Source organism: Streptomyces sp. NPDC052043, assembly GCF_044548235.1.
In the GTDB taxonomy this organism is placed as follows: Bacteria; Actinomycetota; Actinomycetes; order Streptomycetales; family Streptomycetaceae; genus Streptomyces.
This window is the reverse complement of sequence record NZ_JBIUBT010000010.1, coordinates 60,867-82,051: the sequence shown is the minus strand read 5'-3', so window position 1 is coordinate 82,051 and position 21,185 is coordinate 60,867. Positions and strand designations below refer to the sequence as shown.

Below are 21,185 nucleotides of genomic sequence, written 5' to 3'. Positions count from 1 at the left end.
GTCGAAGGGGCGACTTGTGGTACGCGGGCGGGTTGGTCACCGACCCGGTTCTCGAAAGGCCGTCCGGTGGCTCTGAGACACTGGGGGCGCGATGAACGACACAGCACACCCACCGACGGCGCCGCTGCGTGCCCGTGCCGAGATCGATCTGGCCGCCGTGCGCGCCAACGTGCGGGCCCTGCGCGGCCGCGTGCCGGGCGCCGCCGTCATGGCCGTCGTCAAGTCCGACGCCTACGGCCACGGCGCGGTCCCGTGCGCCCGTGCGGCCGTCGAAGCCGGGGCGACCTGGCTCGGCACCGCCACGCCGGAGGAGGCCTTCGCCCTGCGCGCCGCCGGTCTGTCGCCCGCACGGGCACGGATCATGTGCTGGCTGTGGACGCCGGGCGGGCCCTGGCGGGAGGCGATCGAGGCCGACCTCGACATGTCCGTGAGCGGCATGTGGGCCCTCGCGGAGGTCCGGGAGGCCGCCCGGCAGGCCGGCCGTCCCGCACGCGTGCAGCTGAAGGCCGACACCGGACTCGGCCGCAACGGCTGCCAGCCCGCCGACTGGCCCGAACTCGTCGCCGAGGCGCTGCGCGCCGAGGCCGAGGGGCTGATCCGGGTCACCGGGCTGTGGTCCCACTTCGCCTGCGCCGACGAACCGGGCCACCCCTCCGTCGCCGCGCAGCTCGCCCTCTTCCGCGACATGATCGCCCACGCCGAACAGCGCGGTCTGCGCCCGGACGTGCGGCACATCGCCAACTCGCCCGCCGCGCTCACCCTCCCCGAGAGCCACTTCGACCTCGTCCGCGCCGGGATCGCCGTCTACGGCGTCTCGCCCAGCGCCGAACTCGGCACCCCGGCCGACTTCGGGCTGCGCCCCGCCATGACCCTGTCCGCCTCACTGGCCCTCGTGAAGCACGTGCCCGGCGGCCACGGCGTCAGCTACGGGCACCACTACGCCACCCCCGGCGAGACCACCCTCGGCCTGGTGCCCGTCGGCTACGCGGACGGCGTCCCGCGCCACGCCTCCGGTACCGGGCCGGTCCTGGTCGGCGGCAAGTGGCGTACGGTCGCGGGACGGGTCGCCATGGACCAGTTCGTGGTCGACCTGGGCGGGGACGAGCCGGAGATCGGCTCCGAGGCCGTGCTCTTCGGCCCCGGCGACCGCGGCGAACCGACCGCCGAGGACTGGGCGCAGGCCGCCGGCACCATCGCGTACGAGATCGTCACGCGCATCGGCACGCGCGTCCCTCGCGTCTACGTCAACGAGGTCGACGAGGTCGGCGCGGTCGACGAGCGGCCGGAGCGGGCAGAGGGCGGGGAGCGGGACACGCGGGACGGCTGAACCACGCGGACACCCGGCCGCGGCACGGCACCCCGCGCGGGGCGGCGGCACCCTCCCCACCCACCGGGACCGGTGCCGGCCACGGAAGCGAACAGCAGTACGGCAGCAGGACGGCAACAGAGGAGCGGTACGTGAGCGAGAGCAGTGCGGGGGGCGTCGCGAGAGCCGCCACGGCGGCCGTCGCCTCTGCCGCGGAGGCGGCCGGCGGCTGGCGGCGGGCGACCGGCATCGCGGGCGCCGCGATAGGCGTGGTGGCGGCGGGCGCCGCCGCCGGGGTCGCCATCGAGCGGATGACCGTCGGCCGCGGGATACGGCGCAGGGCCCGGCTCGCCCTGGACTCGGTGGGCCCCTACGGCGCCCTGCGCGGCACACCCGGCAAGGCCCTGGCCGACGACGGCACCGAGCTCCACTACGAGGTCGACGACATCGACCCCGACTCCACCGCGAACCTCGGCCCACGCCGCCGGCGGCTCTTCGGCCGCAAGGCCCCCGCCCCCGTCACCGTCGTCTTCAGCCACGGCTACTGCCTCGGCCAGGACTCCTGGCACTTCCAGCGCGCCGCCCTGCGCGGCGTCGTCCGCACCGTGCACTGGGACCAGCGCAGCCACGGCCGGTCCGCGCGCGGCATGGCCCAGGCCCGCGACGGCGTGGAACTGACCATCGACCAGCTCGGCCGCGACCTGAAGGCCGTCATCGACGCCGCCGCGCCCGAGGGGCCGATCGTGCTGGTCGGGCACTCCATGGGCGGCATGACGATGATGGCGCTGGCCGACCAGTATCCCGAGCTGATCCGCGAGCGGGTCGTCGCCACCGCCTTCGTGGGCACCTCCTCCGGGCGGCTCGGCGAGGTCAACTTCGGACTGCCGGTGGCCGGCGTCAACGCGGTGCGCCGGGTGCTCCCCGGCGTGCTCAAGGCGCTAGGGCAGCGCGCCGAGCTGGTGGAGAGGGGACGGCGGGCCACCGCGGACCTGTTCGCCGGCATCATCAAGCGGTACTCGTTCGCCGGCCGGGACATCGACCCGGCGGTCGCCCGCTTCGCCGAGCGGATGATCGAGAGCACGCCGATCGACGTGGTCGCCGAGTTCTACCCGGCCTTCACCGACCACGACAAGACCGAGGCCCTCGCCCTCTTCGCGGACATGCCCGTGCTGGTCCTGGCCGGGGTGCAGGACCTGGTCACGCCCAGCGAGCACAGCGAGGCCATCGCAGGACTGCTCCCCGACGCGGAGCTGGTCCTGGTCCCGGACGCCGGGCACCTGGTGATCCTGGAGCGTCCGGAGGTCGTCACGGACCGCCTCGCCGACCTGCTCGCCCGCGCGGGTGCCGTCCCGGCAGGCACTACCGTGGGGGACCATGGAAGCACCAGCAGCACCGCACAGCCCGGCTGACCCCGGGTCCGTGGAGATCACCGTCAACGCCCCCGAGCAGATGCGCGAGCTGGGCCGCCGTCTGGCCAAGCTGCTGCGCGCGGGCGACCTCGTGATGCTCAGCGGGGAGCTGGGGGCGGGCAAGACCACGCTGACCCGCGGCCTCGGCGAGGGGCTGGACGTGCGCGGCGCCGTCACCTCCCCGACCTTCGTGATCGCCCGTGTGCACCCGTCGCTGGGCGACGGGCCGCCGCTCGTCCACGTCGACGCCTACCGGCTGTCCGGCGGGCTGGACGAGATGGAGGACCTCGACCTCGACGTGTCGCTGCCCGACTCGGTGGTCGTCGTGGAGTGGGGCGAGGGCAAGGTCGAGGAACTGACCGACGAGCGGCTCCAGGTCCTGATCCACCGGGCCGTCGGGGACACCACCGACGAGGTGCGGCACGTGACGGTGACGGGGATCGGGGACCGCTGGGCCACCGCCGACCTGGGCGTTCTGACCGCCTGAGCGCCGCCGGACTTTCCGACAGGTCGTCGGTAAATCCTTGCGCGCGTGCTCCGGGCGTGGTCACATGGTGTTCAGTTCGTGGTTAGGCGTGCCTAACCACGTCCGCCCCCGGCCCCCAGGAGGCGTCCGTGTCGGCCATGGAGAACAACGAGCGGCAGCAGCGGCGGCACCAGCCGAAACCGCGGCCGTATCCGGCGGGCGGTGTGTCCATGCGGGACCTGCTGGCCTCCTGCGCCGCCGCCGACGCGGTCTCCCTGCCGCCGCGCGCCCCGGACCCGGCCGAGCCGGCCGGTCCCCGCACGGCGGAGGAGACCCGTGAAGCGGCGTAACCCGATCGGATGACTGTCGGCCGACGGGCTCCGGCGGCGGCGCGCCCGGCGGGCACCGCGCGCTCGCGGAGGGTCCGAACCGGCGGCAGGCGCGCTCCGGTGGAGGCTCTGATCCGGTGGCTGGTCGTGACAGGCCCTAGCGAATGACGACGACCTTCTGGCCGATCGTCGCGAACATCCACATCGTCTCGCCGTCCGTCCGGGACTCACGGATGCCGCCGGTTTTGAGCGCCGGGTCGGGCGTCGGCAAGGAGCCGTGCACCGCCGCGCTGAAGCCGACGGCCACACCGTCCGCGCTGGTGAAACGCACGACGTGCTCCACCGGGACGCCGTCCGTCCCGGTGATCGACTTCGAACGGGACGCGACCGCGTAGGTCCCCGGCGCCGGGTCGACGTTGCCGGGGCTGACCCCGAAGGTGTTCTGGACCGTCCCGTCCGCGCCGACCAGCCACACCCGGTCGTCGTCCAGCGAGTACACGACCCGCTCGCCGGTCCCGGAGCCGTCGGGCAGGGCGGCCGCGTGCCGCTCGTCCCGGGGTGCCTTGGAGGCGCCCGCCGCGTGCGTCGCCGTCGGGCCGGGCCGGCCGCTCAGGCTCCGCGGAGCGTTCGCCTGCGCCTCGTGGCCGAGGAAGCCGACCACGACGACGGCCGCGGCGGTGAGCCCGGCCACGAACCCCGAACTGCTCCGTGCCACGGTCGTCCACCTCCGCCTCGGTCGTGCGAGCTGCCTCGCGGCGACCGTAGCAGCCGCGATCCGCCCGACCGGGGCGGCCGTGCCGCGGGCGCGGGAGCCGTAGGCTGTTTGCGTGCTCTTGCTCGCTCTGGATACCGCCACCCCCGCCGTCACCGTCGCCCTGCACGACGGCACGGCCGTCATCGCCTCCTCCAGCCAGGTGGACGCGCGCCGGCACGGAGAGCTCCTGCTGCCGGCCGTCGACCGGGTGCTCGCCGAGGCCGGGCTCAAGCTGGACGCCGTCACGGGCGTCGTCGCCGGCGTCGGGCCCGGCCCGTACACCGGCCTGCGTGTCGGCCTGATGACCGCCGACACCCTCGGACTCGCCCTCGGCGTGCCCGTGTACGGCGTCTGCACGCTCGACGGCCTCGCCTACGCGGCCGACCTCCCCGGCCCCTTCGTCGTGGCGACCGACGCCCGCCGCAAGGAGGTCTACTGGGCCCGCTACACCGACTCGCGCACCCGGGTCACCGACCCGGCCGTGGACCGGCCCGCCGACATCGCCGACCGGGTCAGGGGGCTGCCCGCGGTCGGCGCGGGCGCGCTGCTGTACCCCGAGACCTTCCCGCAGGCGCACGAGCCCGAGCACGTGTCGGCCGCCGCCCTCGCCTCACTGGCCGCCGAGCGGCTGGCCGCCGGGCAGGAACTGCCCGCGCCCCGGCCGCTGTACCTGCGCAGGCCGGACGCCCAGGTGCCCAAGAACTACAAGGTGGTCACCCCGAAGTGACGGGACAGACGACGACCGGGTCCGCCCGGTGCGTGCTGCGCGAGATGCGCTGGTGGGACATCGACCCGGTGCTGGAACTGGAGAAGGACCTGTTCCCCGAGGACGCCTGGTCCCGGGGCATGTTCTGGTCCGAGCTGGCGCACTCCAGGGGCCCGGAGGCGACCCGGCGCTACCTGGTGGCCGAGGAGGACGGCCGGCTCGTCGGGTACGCCGGACTGGTCGCCTCCGGCGGGCAGGGCGACGTGCAGACCATCGCCGTCGCCCGCGACCACTGGGGCACCGGGCTCGGCGCCCGGCTGCTGACCGAGCTGCTGCGGGCCGCGACCGCCTTCGAGTGCGCGGAGGTGATGCTCGAGTGCCGCGTGGACAACGTCCGCGCGCAGAAGCTCTACGAGCGCTTCGGCTTCGAGCCCATCGGCTTCCGGCGCGGCTACTACCAGCCGGGGAACGTGGACGCCGTGGTGATGCGCCTGTCCGACCCGGCAACCTCCGTCAACGGTGTACAAGGAACCGAGATCCATGACTGACTTGAGGGACGAGCCGCTCGTCCTCGGCATCGAGACCTCCTGCGACGAGACCGGCGTCGGCATCGTCCGCGGCACCACCCTGCTGGCCGACGCGGTCGCCTCCAGCGTGGACGAGCACGCGCGGTTCGGCGGGGTCGTCCCGGAGGTGGCGTCCCGGGCCCATCTGGAGGCGATGGTGCCGACCATCGAGCGCGCGCTGAAGGAGGCGGGGGTCAGCGCCCGTGACCTGGACGGCATCGCGGTCACCGCGGGACCCGGTCTGGCCGGCGCCCTGCTCGTCGGCGTCTCGGCGGCCAAGGCGTACGCCTACGCCCTGGGCAAGCCGCTGTACGGCGTCAACCACCTCGCCTCGCACATCTGCGTGGACCAGTTGGAGCACGGCCCGCTGCCGGAGCCCACGATGGCGCTGCTGGTGTCCGGCGGGCACTCCTCGCTGTTGCTGTCCACGGACATCACCGCGGACGTACGGCCCATGGGGGCGACGATCGACGACGCGGCGGGCGAGGCCTTCGACAAGATCGCGCGCGTGCTGGACCTGGGCTTCCCGGGCGGGCCGGTCATCGACCGGTACGCGCGGGAGGGCGACCCGGGGGCGATCGCCTTCCCGCGCGGGCTGACCGGTCCGCGCGACCCCGCCTACGACTTCTCCTTCTCCGGTCTGAAGACGGCGGTGGCCCGCTGGATCGAGGCCAAGCGGGCGGCCGGCGAGGAGGTGCCGGTGCGTGACGTGGCCGCGTCCTTCCAGGAGGCGGTGGTGGACGTGCTGACCCGCAAGGCCGTACGGGCCTGCAAGGACGCGGGCGTCGACCACCTGATGATCGGCGGCGGCGTGGCCGCGAACTCGCGGCTGCGGGTCCTGGCGCAGGAGCGGTGCGAGGCGGCCGGGATCCGGCTGCGGGTGCCCCGGCCCAAGCTGTGCACGGACAACGGCGCGATGGTGGCTGCGCTGGGCGCGGAGATGGTCAGCCGGGGCCGTGCGGCCTCCGACTGGGACCTGTCGGCGGACTCGTCCCTGCCCGTGACGGATCCGCATGTGCCGGGCACCGGGCACGGCACCGGGCACACGCACGACCATGTGCACGAGGTCAGCAAGGAGAACCTGTACCCGTGACGGTGGCGCTGATGTGGGAGGCGCGGGCGGCCGCGGGCCGGGGGGAGGAACTCCTCGCCTGGGCGCGGCGGAAGGAGCTCGTGCCGCCGCCCCTGCGACGGGAGACCTTCCGTGCCCCGCAGGACCGGGTCCTGGTCATCACCTGGTGGGACGCGGAGTTCACCGCCGCCCTGCCGGAACTTCCCGAGCCGGAGGGTGAGTTGGTCACGCGGGCCGTGCATCGGTGGCGGTTCGAGTCGGTCGGCGGGGGCCAGGGCGGCTGATTGGCCTGCTGCCCTCCCGGTGGGCTATGATCATGACACGCAAGCGGCCAACAAAGGCCCGCGAGCAGTGCGTTGGTGGTCCAAGGAAAGACGCCCCGCTTCCTGCGGGGAAATGCAGGTGCAAGGCCTGCCCGGCGCTCGATGAAACCCCGCCTCCGGTTCGTCCGGGGCGGGGTTTTTCGTTACGGTCTCGCCCACCCACCCGTCTCGGTGGGCTGAGAGGTCCCACCCCCGGGGCCCCGCCCCCGGCCCCGGCGGGGGCTCTGGTCCCTGCACCCCCGCTTCCCCTGCCCGTCTCCATCGCCGGGTGGGCTGGTTTTTCAGCCCGTCCGGCGATGGAGGACGAGGCCGTTCAGGCCGAAGCGGGGGTCCGGGGGGCGGCTGCCCCCAGGGGTGGGTCAGGGCGTCGGCGAGACGTCCGTCTCGCAGTGCAGGCGGCGCTCCGTGCCCACTTCGCGCACCGGACCCGTCAGGGTCAGGTGCGCCGTGTGGCGGACGTCCGACGACGAGGCGGCCAGCCGCAGTTCCAGGGCGCCCGGCTCCACCACCCGCCGGCCCGTGCGGTCGGTGAACGCCGACAGGTCGGCGTGGAAGCGGAAGGTCACCCGGCGGGACTCGCCGGGGTCCAGCTCCAGCCGCTGGTAGCCGACCAGGCGGACGTCCGGGCGGGTCACCGAGGCCACCGGGTCGTGCAGGTACAGCTGCACGACCTCCGCCCCGGCCCGGTCACCGGTGTTGCGCACGGTGAGCGACACGTCGTACGAGCCGTCCGTGCCGATCTCCGCGCCGGTCCCGATGACATCGTTGCCCTGGAAGTCCGACCACGCGAACGTCGTGTAGGACACCCCGTGTCCGAACGGGTACAGCGGGGTCGGGTCGAGGCTGCTCACCTCGCCCGCCAGGCCCAGCGGCGGCTGGAGGTACGTCCACGGCTGGCCGCCGGGCCCGCGCGGCACGCTCACCGGCAGCCGGCCCGAGGGGTTCACGCGGCCCGACAGGACGCCCGCGACCGCCGGGCCGCCCTCCTCGCCCGGGAAGAACGCCTGGACGGCCGCGCCGAGCCGGCCGTCCCAGCGGCCGAGCGCGTAGGGGCGGCCGGTGAGCAGGACGAGGACGACGGGGACGCCCGTCTCCACCAGCGCGTCCAGCAGCGCGCCCTGCACGCCGGGCAGGGCGAGGTCCGCCACGTCGCAGCCCTCGCCCGACGTGCCCCGGCCGAACAGGCCCGAGCGGTCGCCGAGGACGGCCACGCACACGTCCGCCTCCCGCGCCCTGGCGACTGCCTCCTCGAAGCCGGAGGTGTCCGGCTCCAAGACGCCGCAGCCCTCCGTGAACGTCACCTTCGCGTCGGGCAGTTCGCCGCGCAGGGAGTCCAGCACGGTGGGGATCTCGATGCCCATGGGCACCTCGGGGTGCTGCGTGCCCACGTGGGAGGGGAAGGAGTAGCAGCCCAGCATCGCCAGGGCGTCCGCCGCCCGCGGGCCGACCACCGCGATCCGGGTCTCCGGCGCCAGCGGCAGCAGGCCGTCCGGGTTGGTCAGCAGCACCACCGACTCCTCGGCCACGCGGCGGGCCACGGCCCGGTTCCCCGCCGAGTCCAGGTCGACGGACTCGGGCGGGGCGTCCGCGGCCCAGTCCTCGTCCAGCAGGCCCAGTTCGCACTTCTGGAGCAGTACGCGGCGGGCCGCACGGTCCACCAGCGACGGGGCGACCGCGCCTTCCCGTACCGCCGCCACCAGCTCCTTGCCGTAGCACTTCAGCGTCGGCAGTTCGACGTCGATCCCGGCGGCCAGGGCCAGGTGCGCGGACTCGGTGGGGGTGCCGGCGACCCGGTGCAGGGTCTGCAGGAAGTCCAGGGCGAAGTAGTCGGAGACCACCGTTCCGGTGAAGCCCCACTGATCGCGCAGGAGTTCGGTGAGCAGGTACGGGTCCGCGGAGGCCGGGACGCCGTCCGTCTCCGTGTACGCGGCCATCACCGAGCGCGCGCCGCCCTCGCGCAGCGCCATCTCGAAGGGCGGGAGCGTGACGTCCGCGAACTCCCGGGTGCCGGCCCGGACCGGGGCCAGGTTGCGGGCGCCCGACGAGGAGGCGTACCCGGCGAAGTGCTTCAGGGTGGACACGATGCCCGCCGACTCCAGGCCCCGCACGTAGGCGCTGCTGACCGTGCCGACCAGGTACGGGTCCTCGCCGATGGTCTCCTCGACCCGGCCCCAGCGCAGGTCGCGGACCACGTCCAGGACGGGCGCGAGCCCCTGGTGCACGCCCACCGCGCGCATGTCCCGGCCGATACGGCCGGCCATCTCCTCCACCAGCGCGGGATCGAACGTGGCGCCCCATGCCAGCGGGACCGGGTAGGCGGTCGCGCCCCAGGCCGTGAAGCCCGCCAGGCACTCCTCGTGGGCGACCGCGGGGATGCCGAAGCGGCCGGCCTCCGTGATCCGGCGCTGGGCGCGGGCCAGTGCCTGCGCGCCCAGCGTCGGGTCCACGGGGGCGGTACCGAAGGAGCGGGTGAGCTGGCCCAGGCCGAGGGTGATCAGCTCGTCCCAGTCGTAGTCCGTGTTCATCTGCTCCTGGTGCGGAGCGACACCGCCGCCGTCCGTCGCGGCACCCACCCACACGCCGTACAGCTGGGCGACCTTCTCCTCGAGGGTCATCCGGGAGAGCAGGTCGTCGACGCGGGTGGCGGCCGGCAGGGCGGGGTCGCGCCAGGGGGCGGTGGTCATGAAACTCCTGTCGGGTCTGTTGCAGAGGGGGGATTCGGCCGCCCCGGTCCGGCCACGGTCACTTGCCGCCCACGCCCATCAGGCCGCCCACGAGGGCACGCCGGGCCACCAGGTAGACGGCGAAGATCGGGATGCCGGAGAGGACGACGGAGGCGAGCAGGGCGGGGATGTTCACGCCGAACTCGCTGACGTAGTTGAACAGGCCGAGGGTCAGCACGCGCGGGCCGTCGGACTGGGTGAAGATCAGCGGGAAGAGGAAGCCGTTCCAGGCCTGGAGGGCCGAGAAGACGACGACCGTGCTGATGCCGCCCTTGGACATCGGGATGACCAGCTGGAACAGCATCCGCGTGGGGGAGGCACCGTCCAGGGCCATCGCCTCGTACATCTCCTCGGAGATGTCCCGCAGGGTGCCGGTGAGGATGAGCGTCGAGACCGGCATCGCGAACGCCGCCGTCGGCAGGATGACCGCGAGCAGGCTGTCGTAGAGGTCCAGCTTCGCGATCATCAGGTAGAGCGGGACGACGACCGCCTGGGCCGGGATCGCGACCCCGAGCAGGAACAGCCGGAAGGCCGCCCCCGACCAGAAGCTGCGGGTGCGGACGGCCACGTAGGCGAGCGGGACGCACAGCACGAGGACGATGGCCACGACCGCCGCCGCGGCGATCATCGTGTTGGCGAGGAGGTGGCCGAAGCCGTTGTGCAGGACGGTGTTGTAGTTCTCCAGGGTGGGGTGCCTGGGCGGGTCGAGGGCGCTGCCGCCCAGGCTCTCGTCCTGGTGGGTCAGCGACGTCGCGATCATCGCGTAGATCGGGACGATCACGACGATCAGCCAGACGATCGAGCCGAGGCCGGCCAGCGGGTTGGGACGCCTCGTCCAGTGGCGGTGGCGCCGGTGCGCGGGGCCCGAGGTCACCGGCGTCCGGGTGCTCCGCATCGGAGGGCGCGGCAGCGTGTCGTGTGACACCTCGTCACATTCCTTCCCTGGTACTGCGCATGGCGCCGAAGCCGGTCAGCCGGACCAGCAGCAGCGACAGCGCGGTGGCGGCCACGACGAGGAAGGACGCGACGGCGCTCGCGTAGCCGAAGTCGTAGCTCTTGAAGCCCGCCTCGTACATCAGGTACGGCAGGATCGCGGTGTCCGTGCCCGGGCCGCCCTGGGTCAGGATCAGGACGGTCTCGAAGTACGTGAGCGAGCCGACGATCATCAGCACGCTGGACGTGGTCGCCGTGTTGCGCAGCTGGGGCAGGGTGATCGAGAAGAACTGGCGGTAGCGGCCGGCGCCGTCGATGGCCGCGGCCTGGTAGAGGACCTCGGGGATCTGTCGGGCCCCGCCCTGGTAGATCAGGGTGTGGAAGGGGATGAACTGCCAGCCGCCGACGAAGACGATCGCGAGGAAGGCGCCGGACGTCGAGCCGAACGTGTCCGCGTGGATGATGCCGAAGTTCGGGTTGAGCAGGGCGTAGAACAGCAGCGCGATCGCCGTCGAGGACAGCAGGAATGGCGTGAAGAAGATCGCCGACAGCACCGCCCGGTTGCGCTGGTGGCCCGCCGCCCACACGCCCAGCAGCAGCGAGATCACCGTCTGGAAGGTCCAGCTGACGACGGTGAGCAGCACGGTCACCGTCAGCGACTGGGTCAGGCGCGGGTCGTGCAGCAGTTTCTGCCAGTTGTCCAGGCCCACCGGTTCGGGGTCGCCCAGGCCGTTCCACTTGGTGAAGGACAGGTAGAAGGCCAGGGCCATCGGGGCGACGGCGAAGAAGGCGAAGAACAGAACGCCGGGCAGGGCCCAGGCGGCGTGCGGGCGACCGGCCCGCACGCCCTTCCCGGGCCTGCCCTTCGTCCGGGTGGAGACCGTCAAGCTCACTTCAGCCCCTGGAGCGCGGATACGAACTGGCTCGGGCTCGACTTGCCCACGAACAGCTTGTTGATCTCGGTGAGCATCGGCGTGGAGATGTTCGGGTCGACCGCCTGGTCCCAGCTCAGGGTGAAGGCGGGCGCCTGCTGCACCATCTGGTACTGGAACTTGGCGAACTCGGGGTTGGGGGAGGCGTCCAGCAGGTTGGCCGCGTTGGACGTGGTCGGGATGCTGCCGTTGGCGATCAGCTCCTTGGCGTACTCCTCGGAGGCGCACGTCCGCAGGAAGGCCATCGCCGCGTCCTTGTTGGACGTACGGGAGTTCACCGACCAGTAGTTGGTCGGGTTGCCGACGACGTTGCGGATGTCGCCGGCGCCGCCCTCGTACTCCGGGAACGCGAACCAGCCCAGGTCCTTCTTGGCGAAGTCCGGGAACACGCCGAGCTGCGTGGAGTACTCCCACGAGCCCATCAGGTGCATGGCCGCCTTGCCCTTGGCGAGGAGCGCGGGCGCGCCGTGGTCGTTGTACGCCACCGAGTTGTAGCCCTTGCCGAAGGCGCCGTCGTCGACGAGCTGCTTGACCGTCTCGGCGGCCTTGAGGACGGCCGGGTCGCCCCAGCCGGCGGAGTCGCCGTTCTTGATCTTCTCGAAGACGTCGGGGCCGCCGATGCGGTCGACGAGGTACTCGAGCCACATCAGCTCGGGCCAGATGTCGGCGCCGCCGAGTGCGAACGGGGTGATGTTCGCCTTCTTCAGCTTGGCGTTGATGTCGAGCAGCTGGTTCCAGGTGGTGGGCGGCTGGAGCTTGTGCTGGGCGAAGAGGGTCTTGTTGTAGAAGACCATCACCGGCTGCATACCGCGCATCGGTATGCCGTAGTTGCGGCCGCTGAGCGCGCCGGCCGCGAGCACGGAGGGCAGGAAGCCGTCCTTGAGGACCGCGTCGGACTCGATGAGGTCGGTGAGGTCGATCAGCTGACCGGCGTCCTTGTACGCCTTGATGGAGCCGCCGCCCCAGTTGAAGAAGATGTCCGGGGCGTGGGGCGAGCCCATCGCGGTGCGCAGCTTGGCCGGGTAGTCCGAGGCCGGCACCTTCTCCAGCTTGACCGTGCCCTTCGCCTTCTTGGCCTCGGCCGAGGCGTTGAACCGCTTGACGGCCGTGGCCTGCAGCTTCGCCTCGTCGTCGCCGTACACGATCGCCGTGAGCGTGTCGCCCGAGCTGCCGGAGCCTTTGCCTGAACCGCAGGCGGTGAGTCCTGCGGCGGAGATGAGGGTGGTGGCGCCGGCGCCGAGGAACCAGCGCCTGCTGTAGGACTCCATGTTGACGGCACCTCTCACGAATGTCGTGTGTCCGAATGTCCGAATGTTTCGTGTGGTACTTCGAATGTTCCGGGAACTTATGGCCGGGGAGGGGGTTCGTCAAGAGGTCGCGCAGAGATACGATCGCCGCCATGAAGCCGACGAAGACCGCAGCAACGCAGACTGCCACGCTCGCCGAGATCGCCCGCGAGGCCGGGGTGTCGGCTCCGACTGTTTCGAAGGTTCTCAACGGCCGTGCCGATGTCGCCCCGACCACCCGTTCTCGGGTCGAGGAGCTGCTGCGCGCTCACGGCTACCGGCGAAGGCGGGCGGAGGCGACCCGCTCGCCGCTGATCGACGTGGTCTTCCACGAGCTGGAGAGCGCCTGGGCGATGGAGGTCATCCGGGGCGTGGAGAACGCGGCGCGGGACGCGGGGCTGAGCGTCGTGCTCTCCGAGAGCGCGGGCCGGCTGACCCCCGGGCGGACCTGGGCCGACCAGGTCGCCGCCCGCCGCCCGCACGGGGTGATCCTCGTACTGTCCGGGCTCGACGAGTCCCAGCGGGCGCTGCTGACCAGCCGCTCCATCCCGTTCGTGGTGATGGACCCGGCCGGTGACCCGGGCGCCGACGTGCCCTCGATCGGCGCCACCAACTGGCAGGGCGGGCTGGCCGCCACCCGGCATCTGGTGGAACTCGGGCACACCCGCATCGGCGCGATCAGCGGGCCGTCCCGGATGATGTGCAGCCGCGCCCGGGTCGACGGCTACCGGGCCGCGCTGGAGACGGCCGGACTTCCGGTGGACCCCTCGCTGATCGTGACCGGCGACTTCCACCACGAGGCCGGCTACCGGCTGGGCCTGAAGCTGCTGCGCCGTGAGGACCGGCCGACCGCCGTGTTCGCGGGCAACGACCTCCAGGCGCTCGGGGTGTACGAGGCGGCACGCGAACTGGGCCTGCGCGTCCCGGAGGATCTGAGCGTGGTCGGCTTCGACGACCTGCCGGTGGCGCACTGGGTCGGGCCGCCGCTGACGACCGTGCGCCAGCCGCTGACGGAGATGGCGGAGGCGGCGGCGAAGCTGGTGCTGGACCTCGGGCGCGAGGAGGCGTCGGTGGCGACCCGGGTGGAGCTGGCCACGACCCTGGTGGTGCGCAGCAGCACGGCGCCGCCCGCGAAGTGAGGCCCAAGTGCCGAAAGTTTCAAAGAAGATGAGATTTTCCGAAGAAATCGGTCGTGGGCGCCTCCCCCTGTCGGGCTCCTCATGAGTCGGACGTATGTTCCTCCCCGTGAGGGGACACAACAGGGGACATGACAGCGGTCGGGGCGACGGCGACAGCGGGGACGCGGGTGGAGGGGACGCGGGCGGAGGGGCCGGCCGGCGGTCACGGGCCCTGAAGGCCGTGGGCCTCGGCCTGGCGGGCGTCCTGGCACTGGGCGTCGCGGCGGCGGGCCTCGCCTACTGGCACCTGAACCAGAACATCAAGGGCGTCGACATCAACAGCGCGCTCGGGGACGACCGTCCGCCGAGGGCGGACACGGCACCGTCGGCCGGGACGGCCACCCTGCCCAGCGGAGCCCTCAACATCCTGGTCCTCGGCTCGGACTCGCGCAGCGGCGACCAGAACAAGCGACTCGGCGGCGGCGACAGCGAGGGCGCCCGCTCCGACACCGCGATGATCGTGCACATCGACGCGGGCCGGACCTCGGCCACCGTGGTGAGCATCCCGCGCGACACGCTGGTGACCCGCCCGTCCTGCCCGCTGGACTCCGGCGGCTCCACGGCGGAGGCCCACTACACCATGTTCAACAGCGCGTACTCGGTGGGCGGACCGGTGTGCGCGGTCAAGACGGTCGAGACGCTCACCGGCATCCGCATGGACCACTACGTCGAGATCGACTTCTCCGGCTTCGCGAAGCTGGTGGACGCGATGGGCGGGGTCACCGTCACCACCGAGCAGGACATCGACGACGACAAGAGCCATCTGCATCTGAAGGCCGGCACCCACCACCTGAAGGGAACCGAGGCCCTCGCCCTGGCCCGCACCCGGTACGGCGTGGGCGACGGCAGCGACCTGGGTCGCATAGGCCTCCAGCAGACGCTGGTCAAGGCGCTGCTGGAGGAGATCTCCGACTCCGGCCTGCTGGACGACCCCGCCGGGCTCTACCGGGTCGCCGACGCGGTGACCGGCAGCCTGACCACCGACACGGGACTCGACTCGCTGGGCGAACTGACGACCCTCGGCCAGAGCCTCAGGGGCCTGTCGGCGCAGAACGTGGAGACGGTGACCATGCCGGTGGTGACGGCCCCGTGGAACCCCAACCGGGTGGTGGCGAAGGAGCCGGACGCGGACGACCTGTGGACGTCGCTGCGGTGAGCGGCGTCAGCCCGCCGGGTGGCCGAGCAGCATGGTCGGCGCCCCGGCGACCCGGGTGAGGAACACCGTCACCGCGTTCCTGCCGTGCGGTTTCGGCAGGACCTTCCTGCGCAGTTCCTCCGGTTCGACCGCCGAGCCCCGCTTCTTCACGGTCAGCGTGCCCACCTCCCGCTCCCGCAGCAGGGCCTTGAGCTTCTTGACGTTGAAGGGCAGCCGGTCGGTGATCTCGTAGGCCGAGGCGTACGGGGTGGGGCGCAGCTCGTCGGCGCTCACGTAGGCGATGGTCTCGTCGAGCAGACCGCCGTCGAGTTCCCGGGCGACCTCGGCGACCAGGTGGGCGCGGATGACGGCGCCGTCGGGCTCGTACAGGTAGCGGCCCGGGGTGCGCACCGGGGGGTCGGGCAGGCCGCGGCCGCGCAGGGTGCGCGGGCCGGGCAGCAGGGTGGCCCGGATCAGGCCCGGCTCGGTGCCGAACCACAGCACCGCCTCCTTCACGTCCCCGCCGTCGGAGATCCACTCGGCCTCGGCCTGCGGCGGGACCACCTCGTGCGGGATGCCGGGGGCGATTTTCAGGGCCGCGCGGGGTGCCCGGAGCGCGGCATCGACGGCCCAGGACAGCGGCGGCGAGTACGCCTCGGGGTCGAAGATCCGGCCGCCACCCCGTCCTGCGCCCGCTCTGCGGGCCGGGTCCACGAACACCGCGTCGTACGGCGCCGTGTCGACCTCCGTGACGTCCGCCTCCCGCACTTCGATCAGGTCCGCCAGCCCCAGCGCCTCGGCGTTCGCGCGGGCCGCGGCGGCGGTCAGCGGGTCCCGGTCCACGGCGAGCACCCGGATCCCGGCGCGGGCCAAGGCGATCGCGTCGCCGCCGATCCCGCAGCACAGGTCCGCGACCGAGGCCACCCCCGACTCCCGCAGCCGGCCCGCCCGGTACGCCGCCACGCTCGCCCGCGTCGACTGCTCCACCCCGTTCGGCGTGAAGAACATCCGCCCCGCGTCCTCGGCCCCGAACTTCGCGGCCGCCCGCTGCCGCAGCCGGGCCTGGCCGAGCGCCGCCGACACCAGTTCGGCGGGGTGCTCACGGCGCAGCCGGGTGGCGACGGCGAGTTCGTCGGCGGGTCCGGTGCCGCGCACCTCGTCGAGGAGGGCGCGGCCCTCGGGGGTGAGCAGCGAGGCGAAGGCGTGGAGGTGGTCGTTCACCGGCTCATTGTGGGCCAGTCGGTGGACGGTGTGCCTCCGGCCGCGGTGTCGCCCCGGCTTCGGGGCGGTCGCCTGCGAGGATTCGGCACCATGGGAGTGGTGGTACAAAATGATAAAAATTACCCGGAAAGGTTCTTGATTCGCCGGCGGGTCCCGCTGGTCCCCCCGCAGCCGCCCAGGACGAAGCGGAAGGCCACCGCCCGCGCCGGCTTCGAGGTGAAACACCAGCGGGACTGGAACCTGCCCCCGGTCTTCACCACGGTCCCCACCAAGGACAAGGTCGTCTTCCTCACCATCGACGACGGAGCGGAGAAGGATCCGGAGTTCCTGCGGATGATGCGGGACCTGAAGATCCCTTACACGGCGTTCCTCACCGACGACCTCATCAGGAGCGACTACGGCTACTTCTGGAGGATGCAGGGCCAGGGGGTCACCCTCAACAACCACACCCTGCACCACCCCTACCTGCCGGGTCTGTCCTACGACCAGCAGAAGAGCGAGATCTGCGGCATGCAGGACATCATGGAGGAACGGTTCGGCAAGCGCCCGAGGATGTTCCGCCCGCCCTACGGCGACTACAACCAGGACACCCTGCGCGCCGCCAAGTCCTGCGGCATCGAGGACACGCCCATCTGGAACGAGGAGGTCGACGTCGACCACGGGGAGTTCCGCCAGGGCGACCAGCGGCTGCGGCACGGCGACATCGTGCTCACCCACTTCCGGGGCCGCCGCCAGTGGCACGGCACGATGGCCGACGACATGCGCCGGTTCCTGAACAGGGTCACGGCCGACGGGTACGCGGTGGCCCGGCTGGAGGACTACCTGTGAGACCGCGGCCCGCCCGGCCGTGGCAGCTGGCCGCGGCCCTGCTCACCGCCGCGCTGCTGGCCGGCTGTGCCACGTCCGTCGACCCCATCGAACGGCTCGGTCGCAAGGCGGCGCAGGGCGTACGACCGCCGAGCCCGTCGGCCGACCGGACCTACCGGCGCTGGGGACTCGAGGCGCCGCTGCCGGCGCCGCCGAAGCCGCCGGACCGTCCACCCCGGCCCGCAGGCGCCACCCCGCCCGCCGGACCGCCCGAGGTCGTGGACCGCGTCGCGACCTCCGACCCGGTCGTCTTCCTCACCTACGACGACGGCGCGGAGAAGGACCCGCGGTTCGTCGACATGGTCCGTGAACTGCGGCTGCCGGTCAGCATGTTCCTCACGGACAGCGTCGTCGGGCCGGGGTACGGGCACTTCGCGCGCCTGATGTCGGCCGGCGCGGACCTCCAGAACCACACCCTGGACCACCCCTCGCTGCGCGGCCTGCCCTACGGGGGACAGCGCGCCGAGATCTGCGGCCAGCGGGACAGGATCCGCTCCCGCTTCGGCGTCAGCCCCCGCCTCTTCCGCCCGCCCTACGGCAGGTACGACAGGACGACCCTGCGCGCCGCCGCCGACTGCGGGGTCTCGGCGGTGGTCCTGTGGCGCGGCGTCACGACCGACAACGGCCTGCGCTTCCGGCACGGCCCCCACGAACTGCGCGCCGGCGACATCCTCCTCGTCGCCTCGGGCGACGACGACCTCGACGGCCCGCCCCTGCGCGACCGCACGACCCGCCTGCTCCGCAGAATCCAGGAGAGCGGCCTGACGGTGGGCCGCCTGCAGGACTACCTCTGAGCTTTTCGGCCGAGTTCGGCATCAACAAGCCCGTCTGGGGGTCCCCCCTGCTCGAAGAGCTTGGGGGAGATTGAGGACAAGGCCGTTCAGGCCGAAGGAGGCCCTGGGGGCCAGCCCCCAGGGCCGGTCACCACAGCAGGGGGCACCTTGCACAGACGTGGGCAAAAAGCACCCCCCACCGCCGACGCGCCACGAGGCAATTGGCACTCCGCTTGACCGAGTGCTAACGACGGTCATAGTCTCAGGTCTGGCACTCCCCCCTGGAGAGTGCCAACACAGCGACGGGCAGGTCCGGCACCCGCGACGACGGATCGACCTGGTCGCCACCTCAGACAGTTAACCCCGTGAGATCTCCGAAGGGGGAGGTCGGATCGTGACGACCGCCAGCACCAAGGTTGCCATCAAGCCGCTCGAGGACCGCATCGTGGTCCAGCCGCTGGACGCCGAGCAGACCACGGCCTCTGGCCTGGTCATCCCGGACACTGCGAAGGAGAAGCCCCAGGAGGGCGTCGTCCTGGCTGTGGGCCCGGGCCGCTTCGAGGACGGCAACCGTCTTCCGCTCGACGTGAAGGTCGGCGACGTCGTGCTCTACAGCAAGTACGGCGGCACCGAGGTGAAGTACAACAACGAGGAGTACCTCGTCCTCTCGGCTCGCGACGTCCTCGCGATCATCGAGAAGTAGTTCACCCGCTTCTTCACGAAGCAGAGGCAATTCTGAGCTGCGCCCCTGGCCCCCCGCGACCGATAAGAAGCCGGGCGCCCGGGGCGCAGTGTCTTACCACCAGATTCCGAGAGGGCTCCCGCTGCCATGGCGAAGATCCTGAAGTTCGACGAGGACGCCCGTCGCGCCCTCGAGCGCGGCGTCAACAAGCTTGCCGACACGGTCAAGGTGACGATCGGCCCCAAGGGCCGCAACGTCGTCATCGACAAGAAGTTCGGCGCGCCCACCATCACCAACGACGGCGTCACCATCGCCCGCGAGGTCGAGATCGAGGACCCGTACGAGAACCTCGGCGCCCAGCTGGTGAAGGAGGTGGCGACCAAGACCAACGACATCGCGGGTGACGGCACCACCACCGCCACCGTGCTCGCCCAGGCGCTCGTGCGCGAGGGCCTGAAGAACGTCGCCGCGGGCGCCTCCCCGGCCGCGCTGAAGAAGGGCATCGACGCCGCGGTCAAGGCCGTCTCCGACGATCTGCACGCCTCGGCCCGCCCGATCGACGAGAAGTCCGACATCGCCGCCGTCGCCGGGCTGTCCGCCCAGGACCAGCAGGTCGGCGAGCTCATCGCCGAGGCGATGGACAAGGTCGGCAAGGACGGCGTCATCACCGTCGAGGAGTCCAACACCTTCGGTCTGGAGCTGGACTTCACCGAGGGCATGGCCTTCGACAAGGGCTACCTGTCCCCGTACTTCGTCACGGACCAGGAGCGTATGGAGGCCGTCCTCGACGACCCGTACATCCTGATCCACCAGGGCAAGATCTCCGCCATCGCGGACCTGCTCCCGCTCCTCGAGAAGATCATCCAGGCCAACGCCTCGAAGCCGCTGCTGATCATCGCCGAGGACGTCGACGGCGAGGCCCTGTCGACCCTGGTCGTCAACAAGATCCGCGGCACGTTCAACGCCGTGGCCGTCAAGGCCCCCGGCTTCGGCGACCGCCGCAAGGCGATGCTCCAGGACATGGCGGTCCTCACCGGCGCCACGGTCATCTCCGAGGAGGTCGGTCTCAAGGTCGACCAGGCCGGTCTTGACGTCCTCGGCTCCGCCCGCCGCGTCACCGTCACCAAGGACGACACCACGATCGTCGACGGCGCCGGCAACAAGGAGGACGTGGAGGGCCGCATCTCCCAGATCAAGGCCGAGATCGAGAACACCGACTCCGACTGGGACCGCGAGAAGCTCCAGGAGCGCCTCGCGAAGCTGGCCGGCGGCGTGTGCGTGATCAAGGTCGGCGCCGCCACCGAGGTGGAGCTGAAGGAGAAGAAGCACCGTCTGGAGGACGCCATCTCCGCGACCCGCGCCGCGGTCGAGGAGGGCATCGTCTCCGGTGGTGGCTCCGCGCTCGTCCACGCCGTGAAGGTCCTGGAGGGCAACCTCGACAAGACCGGCGACGAGGCCACGGGTGTCGCGGTCGTCCGCCGCGCCGCCGTCGAACCGCTGCGCTGGATCGCCGAGAACGCCGGCCTCGAGGGCTACGTCATCGTCTCCAAGGTGGCGGAGCTGGAGAAGGGCAGCGGCTACAACGCCGCCACCGGCGAGTACGGCGACCTGATCAAGGCCGGCGTCATCGACCCGGTCAAGGTCACCCGCTCCGCCCTGGAGAACGCCGCCTCCATCGCCTCCCTCCTGCTCACGACCGAGACCCTGGTCGTCGAGAAGAAGGAAGAGGAAGAGCCGGCCGCCGCGGGCCACGGCCACGGCCACGGCCACTGAGCGCTCCGCTGAGCTGAGCCGAACCACCGGTGCCCGGCGCCCCTACGGGGGCGCCGGGCACCGGTGCTTTGACGCCCGACGTCTGATTGACTTCCGCCGTGAACATAGGCATGGACATGGTGATCCGCATGCGCATGCGGGTGGACGCAGATTTCCGGCGGGGAGCATGACGGACGACCGCGACCACGCGGACCGTGTGTTCATCCGCAGCAGATGGGGCACCAACCGCTACGTCTACAACCCGCACAACCCCGTGGGCCGTGCCCTCATCGTCGGCACGTTGATCTTCGCCGTGTCCGCGATGTACCTCCTCTACCATCCGGACCTGCTCACGGACTCCGGCAAATGGAACGACGGCGAACTGCGGTCCGCCGTGGCCGCGGCGAGCGCGGAACTGTCACGTGACGCGTACCTCGGCCCCAGCAGCTTCACCCCCTTCGAGGACGTCCTGCGCGACACCATCGCCCAACACGGTCCCGGCACACGCGACACCCTGTCGGTCACCCGGGCCTCCCAGCGCCCGGAGCCCGACCTCCTCAACGGTGGCCCGGAACGAGCCGACTACACCGTCACGGCAGACGGCACGGACACCACCCTGTGCCTCAACGTGTTCGCCCTGAAACAGAAAATGGCCCTGGGCTACGACTCGATCGCGATCACCACGACGGACGGCGCCTGCGAACCTTAGAGGTACAGCTGCATCTGCTGTCGGCAGAGAGCGCCTGGACGACGGATGACGGGCCGTCAGAAT

At 71.9% G+C, this 21,185-nt stretch carries 21 protein-coding genes; 15 read left to right on the top strand and 6 right to left on the bottom strand.

From position 1 onward, the window contains the following. Nucleotides 1-91: 91 nt before the first annotated feature. The 4 genes from alr (at nucleotide 92) to ACIHCX_RS24425 (ending at nucleotide 3,531) form a co-directional block, all read left to right on the top strand. Nucleotides 92-1,327: an alanine racemase gene (gene alr / locus ACIHCX_RS24440; protein ID WP_400032874.1), complete on the top strand. Its 1,236-nt coding sequence runs from the start codon at nucleotides 92-94 to the stop codon at nucleotides 1,325-1,327. A 131-nt stretch (nucleotides 1,328-1,458) separates the two neighbouring features. After that, nucleotides 1,459-2,715: an alpha/beta fold hydrolase gene (locus tag ACIHCX_RS24435; protein WP_400032872.1), complete on the top strand. Its 1,257-nt coding sequence runs from the start codon at nucleotides 1,459-1,461 to the stop codon at nucleotides 2,713-2,715. Then, nucleotides 2,681-3,202, top strand: coding sequence for a tRNA (adenosine(37)-N6)-threonylcarbamoyltransferase complex ATPase subunit type 1 TsaE (tsaE, locus tag ACIHCX_RS24430; RefSeq protein WP_400032870.1), 522 nt, complete (start codon nucleotides 2,681-2,683; stop codon nucleotides 3,200-3,202). The genes ACIHCX_RS24435 and tsaE overlap by 35 nt, the downstream gene beginning before the upstream one ends. Before the next feature lie 137 nt (nucleotides 3,203-3,339). Beyond that, a complete protein-coding gene (locus ACIHCX_RS24425; protein WP_400033299.1) occupies nucleotides 3,340-3,531 on the top strand; it encodes a hypothetical protein in 192 nt (63 codons plus the stop codon). A 136-nt stretch (nucleotides 3,532-3,667) separates the two neighbouring features. Here ACIHCX_RS24425 and ACIHCX_RS24420 read toward each other — a convergent pair whose 3' ends face one another. Next, nucleotides 3,668-4,225, bottom strand: a complete 558-nt coding sequence (locus ACIHCX_RS24420) for a hypothetical protein (RefSeq protein ID WP_400032868.1) — start codon at nucleotides 4,223-4,225, stop codon at nucleotides 3,668-3,670. Nucleotides 4,226-4,337: 112 nt separating this feature from the next. Here ACIHCX_RS24420 and tsaB point away from each other — a divergent pair, with 112 nt between their 5' ends. From tsaB to ACIHCX_RS24400, 4 genes are read left to right on the top strand one after another with little or no spacing between them, the layout of a single operon-like run. Further along, nucleotides 4,338-4,991 carry a tRNA (adenosine(37)-N6)-threonylcarbamoyltransferase complex dimerization subunit type 1 TsaB gene (tsaB, locus tag ACIHCX_RS24415; protein WP_400032866.1) on the top strand — a complete coding sequence of 218 codons (654 nt, stop codon included), beginning with the start codon at nucleotides 4,338-4,340 and terminating at the stop codon, nucleotides 4,989-4,991. Next, nucleotides 4,988-5,518 (top strand): ribosomal protein S18-alanine N-acetyltransferase, encoded by a 531-nt coding sequence (gene rimI / locus ACIHCX_RS24410; RefSeq protein WP_400032864.1) that lies wholly within the window; start codon nucleotides 4,988-4,990, stop codon nucleotides 5,516-5,518. The genes tsaB and rimI overlap by 4 nt, the downstream gene beginning before the upstream one ends. Next, nucleotides 5,511-6,629: a tRNA (adenosine(37)-N6)-threonylcarbamoyltransferase complex transferase subunit TsaD gene (gene tsaD, locus ACIHCX_RS24405; protein ID WP_400032862.1), complete on the top strand. Its 1,119-nt coding sequence runs from the start codon at nucleotides 5,511-5,513 to the stop codon at nucleotides 6,627-6,629. The genes rimI and tsaD overlap by 8 nt, the downstream gene beginning before the upstream one ends. Next, a complete protein-coding gene (locus ACIHCX_RS24400; RefSeq protein ID WP_400032860.1) occupies nucleotides 6,626-6,892 on the top strand; it encodes a hypothetical protein in 267 nt (88 codons plus the stop codon). The genes tsaD and ACIHCX_RS24400 overlap by 4 nt, the downstream gene beginning before the upstream one ends. A 398-nt stretch (nucleotides 6,893-7,290) precedes the next feature. On the opposite strand, the gene ACIHCX_RS24395 is transcribed toward ACIHCX_RS24400, so the two are convergent. From ACIHCX_RS24395 to ACIHCX_RS24380, 4 genes are read right to left on the bottom strand one after another with little or no spacing between them, the layout of a single operon-like run. Further along, nucleotides 7,291-9,615: a glycoside hydrolase family 3 N-terminal domain-containing protein gene (locus ACIHCX_RS24395; protein WP_400032858.1), complete on the bottom strand. Its 2,325-nt coding sequence runs from the start codon at nucleotides 9,613-9,615 to the stop codon at nucleotides 7,291-7,293. Between the two features lie 58 nt (nucleotides 9,616-9,673). After that, nucleotides 9,674-10,579 (bottom strand): carbohydrate ABC transporter permease, encoded by a 906-nt coding sequence (locus ACIHCX_RS24390; RefSeq protein ID WP_400032856.1) that lies wholly within the window; start codon nucleotides 10,577-10,579, stop codon nucleotides 9,674-9,676. Nucleotides 10,580-10,583: 4 nt separating this feature from the next. Continuing rightward, a complete protein-coding gene (locus tag ACIHCX_RS24385) occupies nucleotides 10,584-11,480 on the bottom strand; it encodes a carbohydrate ABC transporter permease (RefSeq protein WP_400032854.1) in 897 nt (298 codons plus the stop codon). Then, on the bottom strand, nucleotides 11,477-12,787 hold the full coding sequence (locus ACIHCX_RS24380; RefSeq protein WP_400032852.1) for an ABC transporter substrate-binding protein: 1,311 nt from the start codon (nucleotides 12,785-12,787) through the stop codon (nucleotides 11,477-11,479). The genes ACIHCX_RS24385 and ACIHCX_RS24380 overlap by 4 nt, the downstream gene beginning before the upstream one ends. A gap of 131 nt (nucleotides 12,788-12,918) precedes the next feature. Between ACIHCX_RS24380 and ACIHCX_RS24375 the strand changes: the two genes are divergently transcribed. Beyond that, nucleotides 12,919-13,944, top strand: a complete 1,026-nt coding sequence (locus tag ACIHCX_RS24375) for a LacI family DNA-binding transcriptional regulator (protein WP_400032850.1) — start codon at nucleotides 12,919-12,921, stop codon at nucleotides 13,942-13,944. Between the two features lie 94 nt (nucleotides 13,945-14,038). Continuing rightward, entirely contained in the window at nucleotides 14,039-15,139 is a 1,101-nt protein-coding gene (locus ACIHCX_RS24370; RefSeq protein ID WP_400032848.1) for an LCP family protein, read from the top strand. A gap of 6 nt (nucleotides 15,140-15,145) precedes the next feature. Here ACIHCX_RS24370 and ACIHCX_RS24365 read toward each other — a convergent pair whose 3' ends face one another. Then, nucleotides 15,146-16,447, bottom strand: a complete 1,302-nt coding sequence (locus ACIHCX_RS24365) for a methyltransferase domain-containing protein (RefSeq protein ID WP_400032846.1) — start codon at nucleotides 16,445-16,447, stop codon at nucleotides 15,146-15,148. On the opposite strand from ACIHCX_RS24365, the gene ACIHCX_RS24360 reads away from it, so the two are divergent. From ACIHCX_RS24360 to ACIHCX_RS24340, 5 genes are all read left to right on the top strand, one after another. Further along, on the top strand, nucleotides 16,430-17,167 hold the full coding sequence (locus tag ACIHCX_RS24360) for a polysaccharide deacetylase family protein (protein ID WP_400032844.1): 738 nt from the start codon (nucleotides 16,430-16,432) through the stop codon (nucleotides 17,165-17,167). The two genes, ACIHCX_RS24365 and ACIHCX_RS24360, sit on opposite strands and share 18 nt — an antisense overlap. Further along, nucleotides 17,164-18,000, top strand: a complete 837-nt coding sequence (locus ACIHCX_RS24355) for a polysaccharide deacetylase family protein (RefSeq protein ID WP_400032842.1) — start codon at nucleotides 17,164-17,166, stop codon at nucleotides 17,998-18,000. Before ACIHCX_RS24360 ends, ACIHCX_RS24355 begins: the two co-directional genes overlap by 4 nt. 373 nt (nucleotides 18,001-18,373) lie before the next feature. After that, nucleotides 18,374-18,682, top strand: coding sequence for a co-chaperone GroES (gene groES, locus ACIHCX_RS24350; protein WP_100569792.1), 309 nt, complete (start codon nucleotides 18,374-18,376; stop codon nucleotides 18,680-18,682). A gap of 126 nt (nucleotides 18,683-18,808) precedes the next feature. Continuing rightward, entirely contained in the window at nucleotides 18,809-20,434 is a 1,626-nt protein-coding gene (groL, locus tag ACIHCX_RS24345) for a chaperonin GroEL (protein WP_400032840.1), read from the top strand. 166 nt (nucleotides 20,435-20,600) lie between these two features. Next, entirely contained in the window at nucleotides 20,601-21,122 is a 522-nt protein-coding gene (locus ACIHCX_RS24340) for a hypothetical protein (protein ID WP_400032838.1), read from the top strand. The last annotated feature ends 63 nt before the right edge of the window (nucleotides 21,123-21,185 follow it).

What these genes read in the sequence shown, in the direction of transcription:
- ACIHCX_RS24425 (WP_400033299.1), top strand. Translation starts at nt 3,340, where the DNA reads ATGGAGAACAACGAGCGGCAGCAGCGGCGGCACCAGCCGAAACCGCGG.
- ACIHCX_RS24380 (WP_400032852.1), bottom strand. Translation starts at nt 12,787, where the DNA reads ATGGAGTCCTACAGCAGGCGCTGGTTCCTCGGCGCCGGCGCCACCACC.
- groL (WP_400032840.1), top strand. Translation starts at nt 18,809, where the DNA reads ATGGCGAAGATCCTGAAGTTCGACGAGGACGCCCGTCGCGCCCTCGAG.
- ACIHCX_RS24375 (WP_400032850.1), top strand. Translation starts at nt 12,919, where the DNA reads ATGAAGCCGACGAAGACCGCAGCAACGCAGACTGCCACGCTCGCCGAG.
- ACIHCX_RS24370 (WP_400032848.1), top strand. Translation starts at nt 14,039, where the DNA reads ATGTTCCTCCCCGTGAGGGGACACAACAGGGGACATGACAGCGGTCGG.
- alr (WP_400032874.1), top strand. Translation starts at nt 92, where the DNA reads ATGAACGACACAGCACACCCACCGACGGCGCCGCTGCGTGCCCGTGCC.
- ACIHCX_RS24395 (WP_400032858.1), bottom strand. Translation starts at nt 9,615, where the DNA reads ATGACCACCGCCCCCTGGCGCGACCCCGCCCTGCCGGCCGCCACCCGC.
- tsaE (WP_400032870.1), top strand. Translation starts at nt 2,681, where the DNA reads ATGGAAGCACCAGCAGCACCGCACAGCCCGGCTGACCCCGGGTCCGTG.
- ACIHCX_RS24360 (WP_400032844.1), top strand. Translation starts at nt 16,430, where the DNA reads ATGGGAGTGGTGGTACAAAATGATAAAAATTACCCGGAAAGGTTCTTG.
- ACIHCX_RS24340 (WP_400032838.1), top strand. Translation starts at nt 20,601, where the DNA reads ATGACGGACGACCGCGACCACGCGGACCGTGTGTTCATCCGCAGCAGA.
- tsaD (WP_400032862.1), top strand. Translation starts at nt 5,511, where the DNA reads ATGACTGACTTGAGGGACGAGCCGCTCGTCCTCGGCATCGAGACCTCC.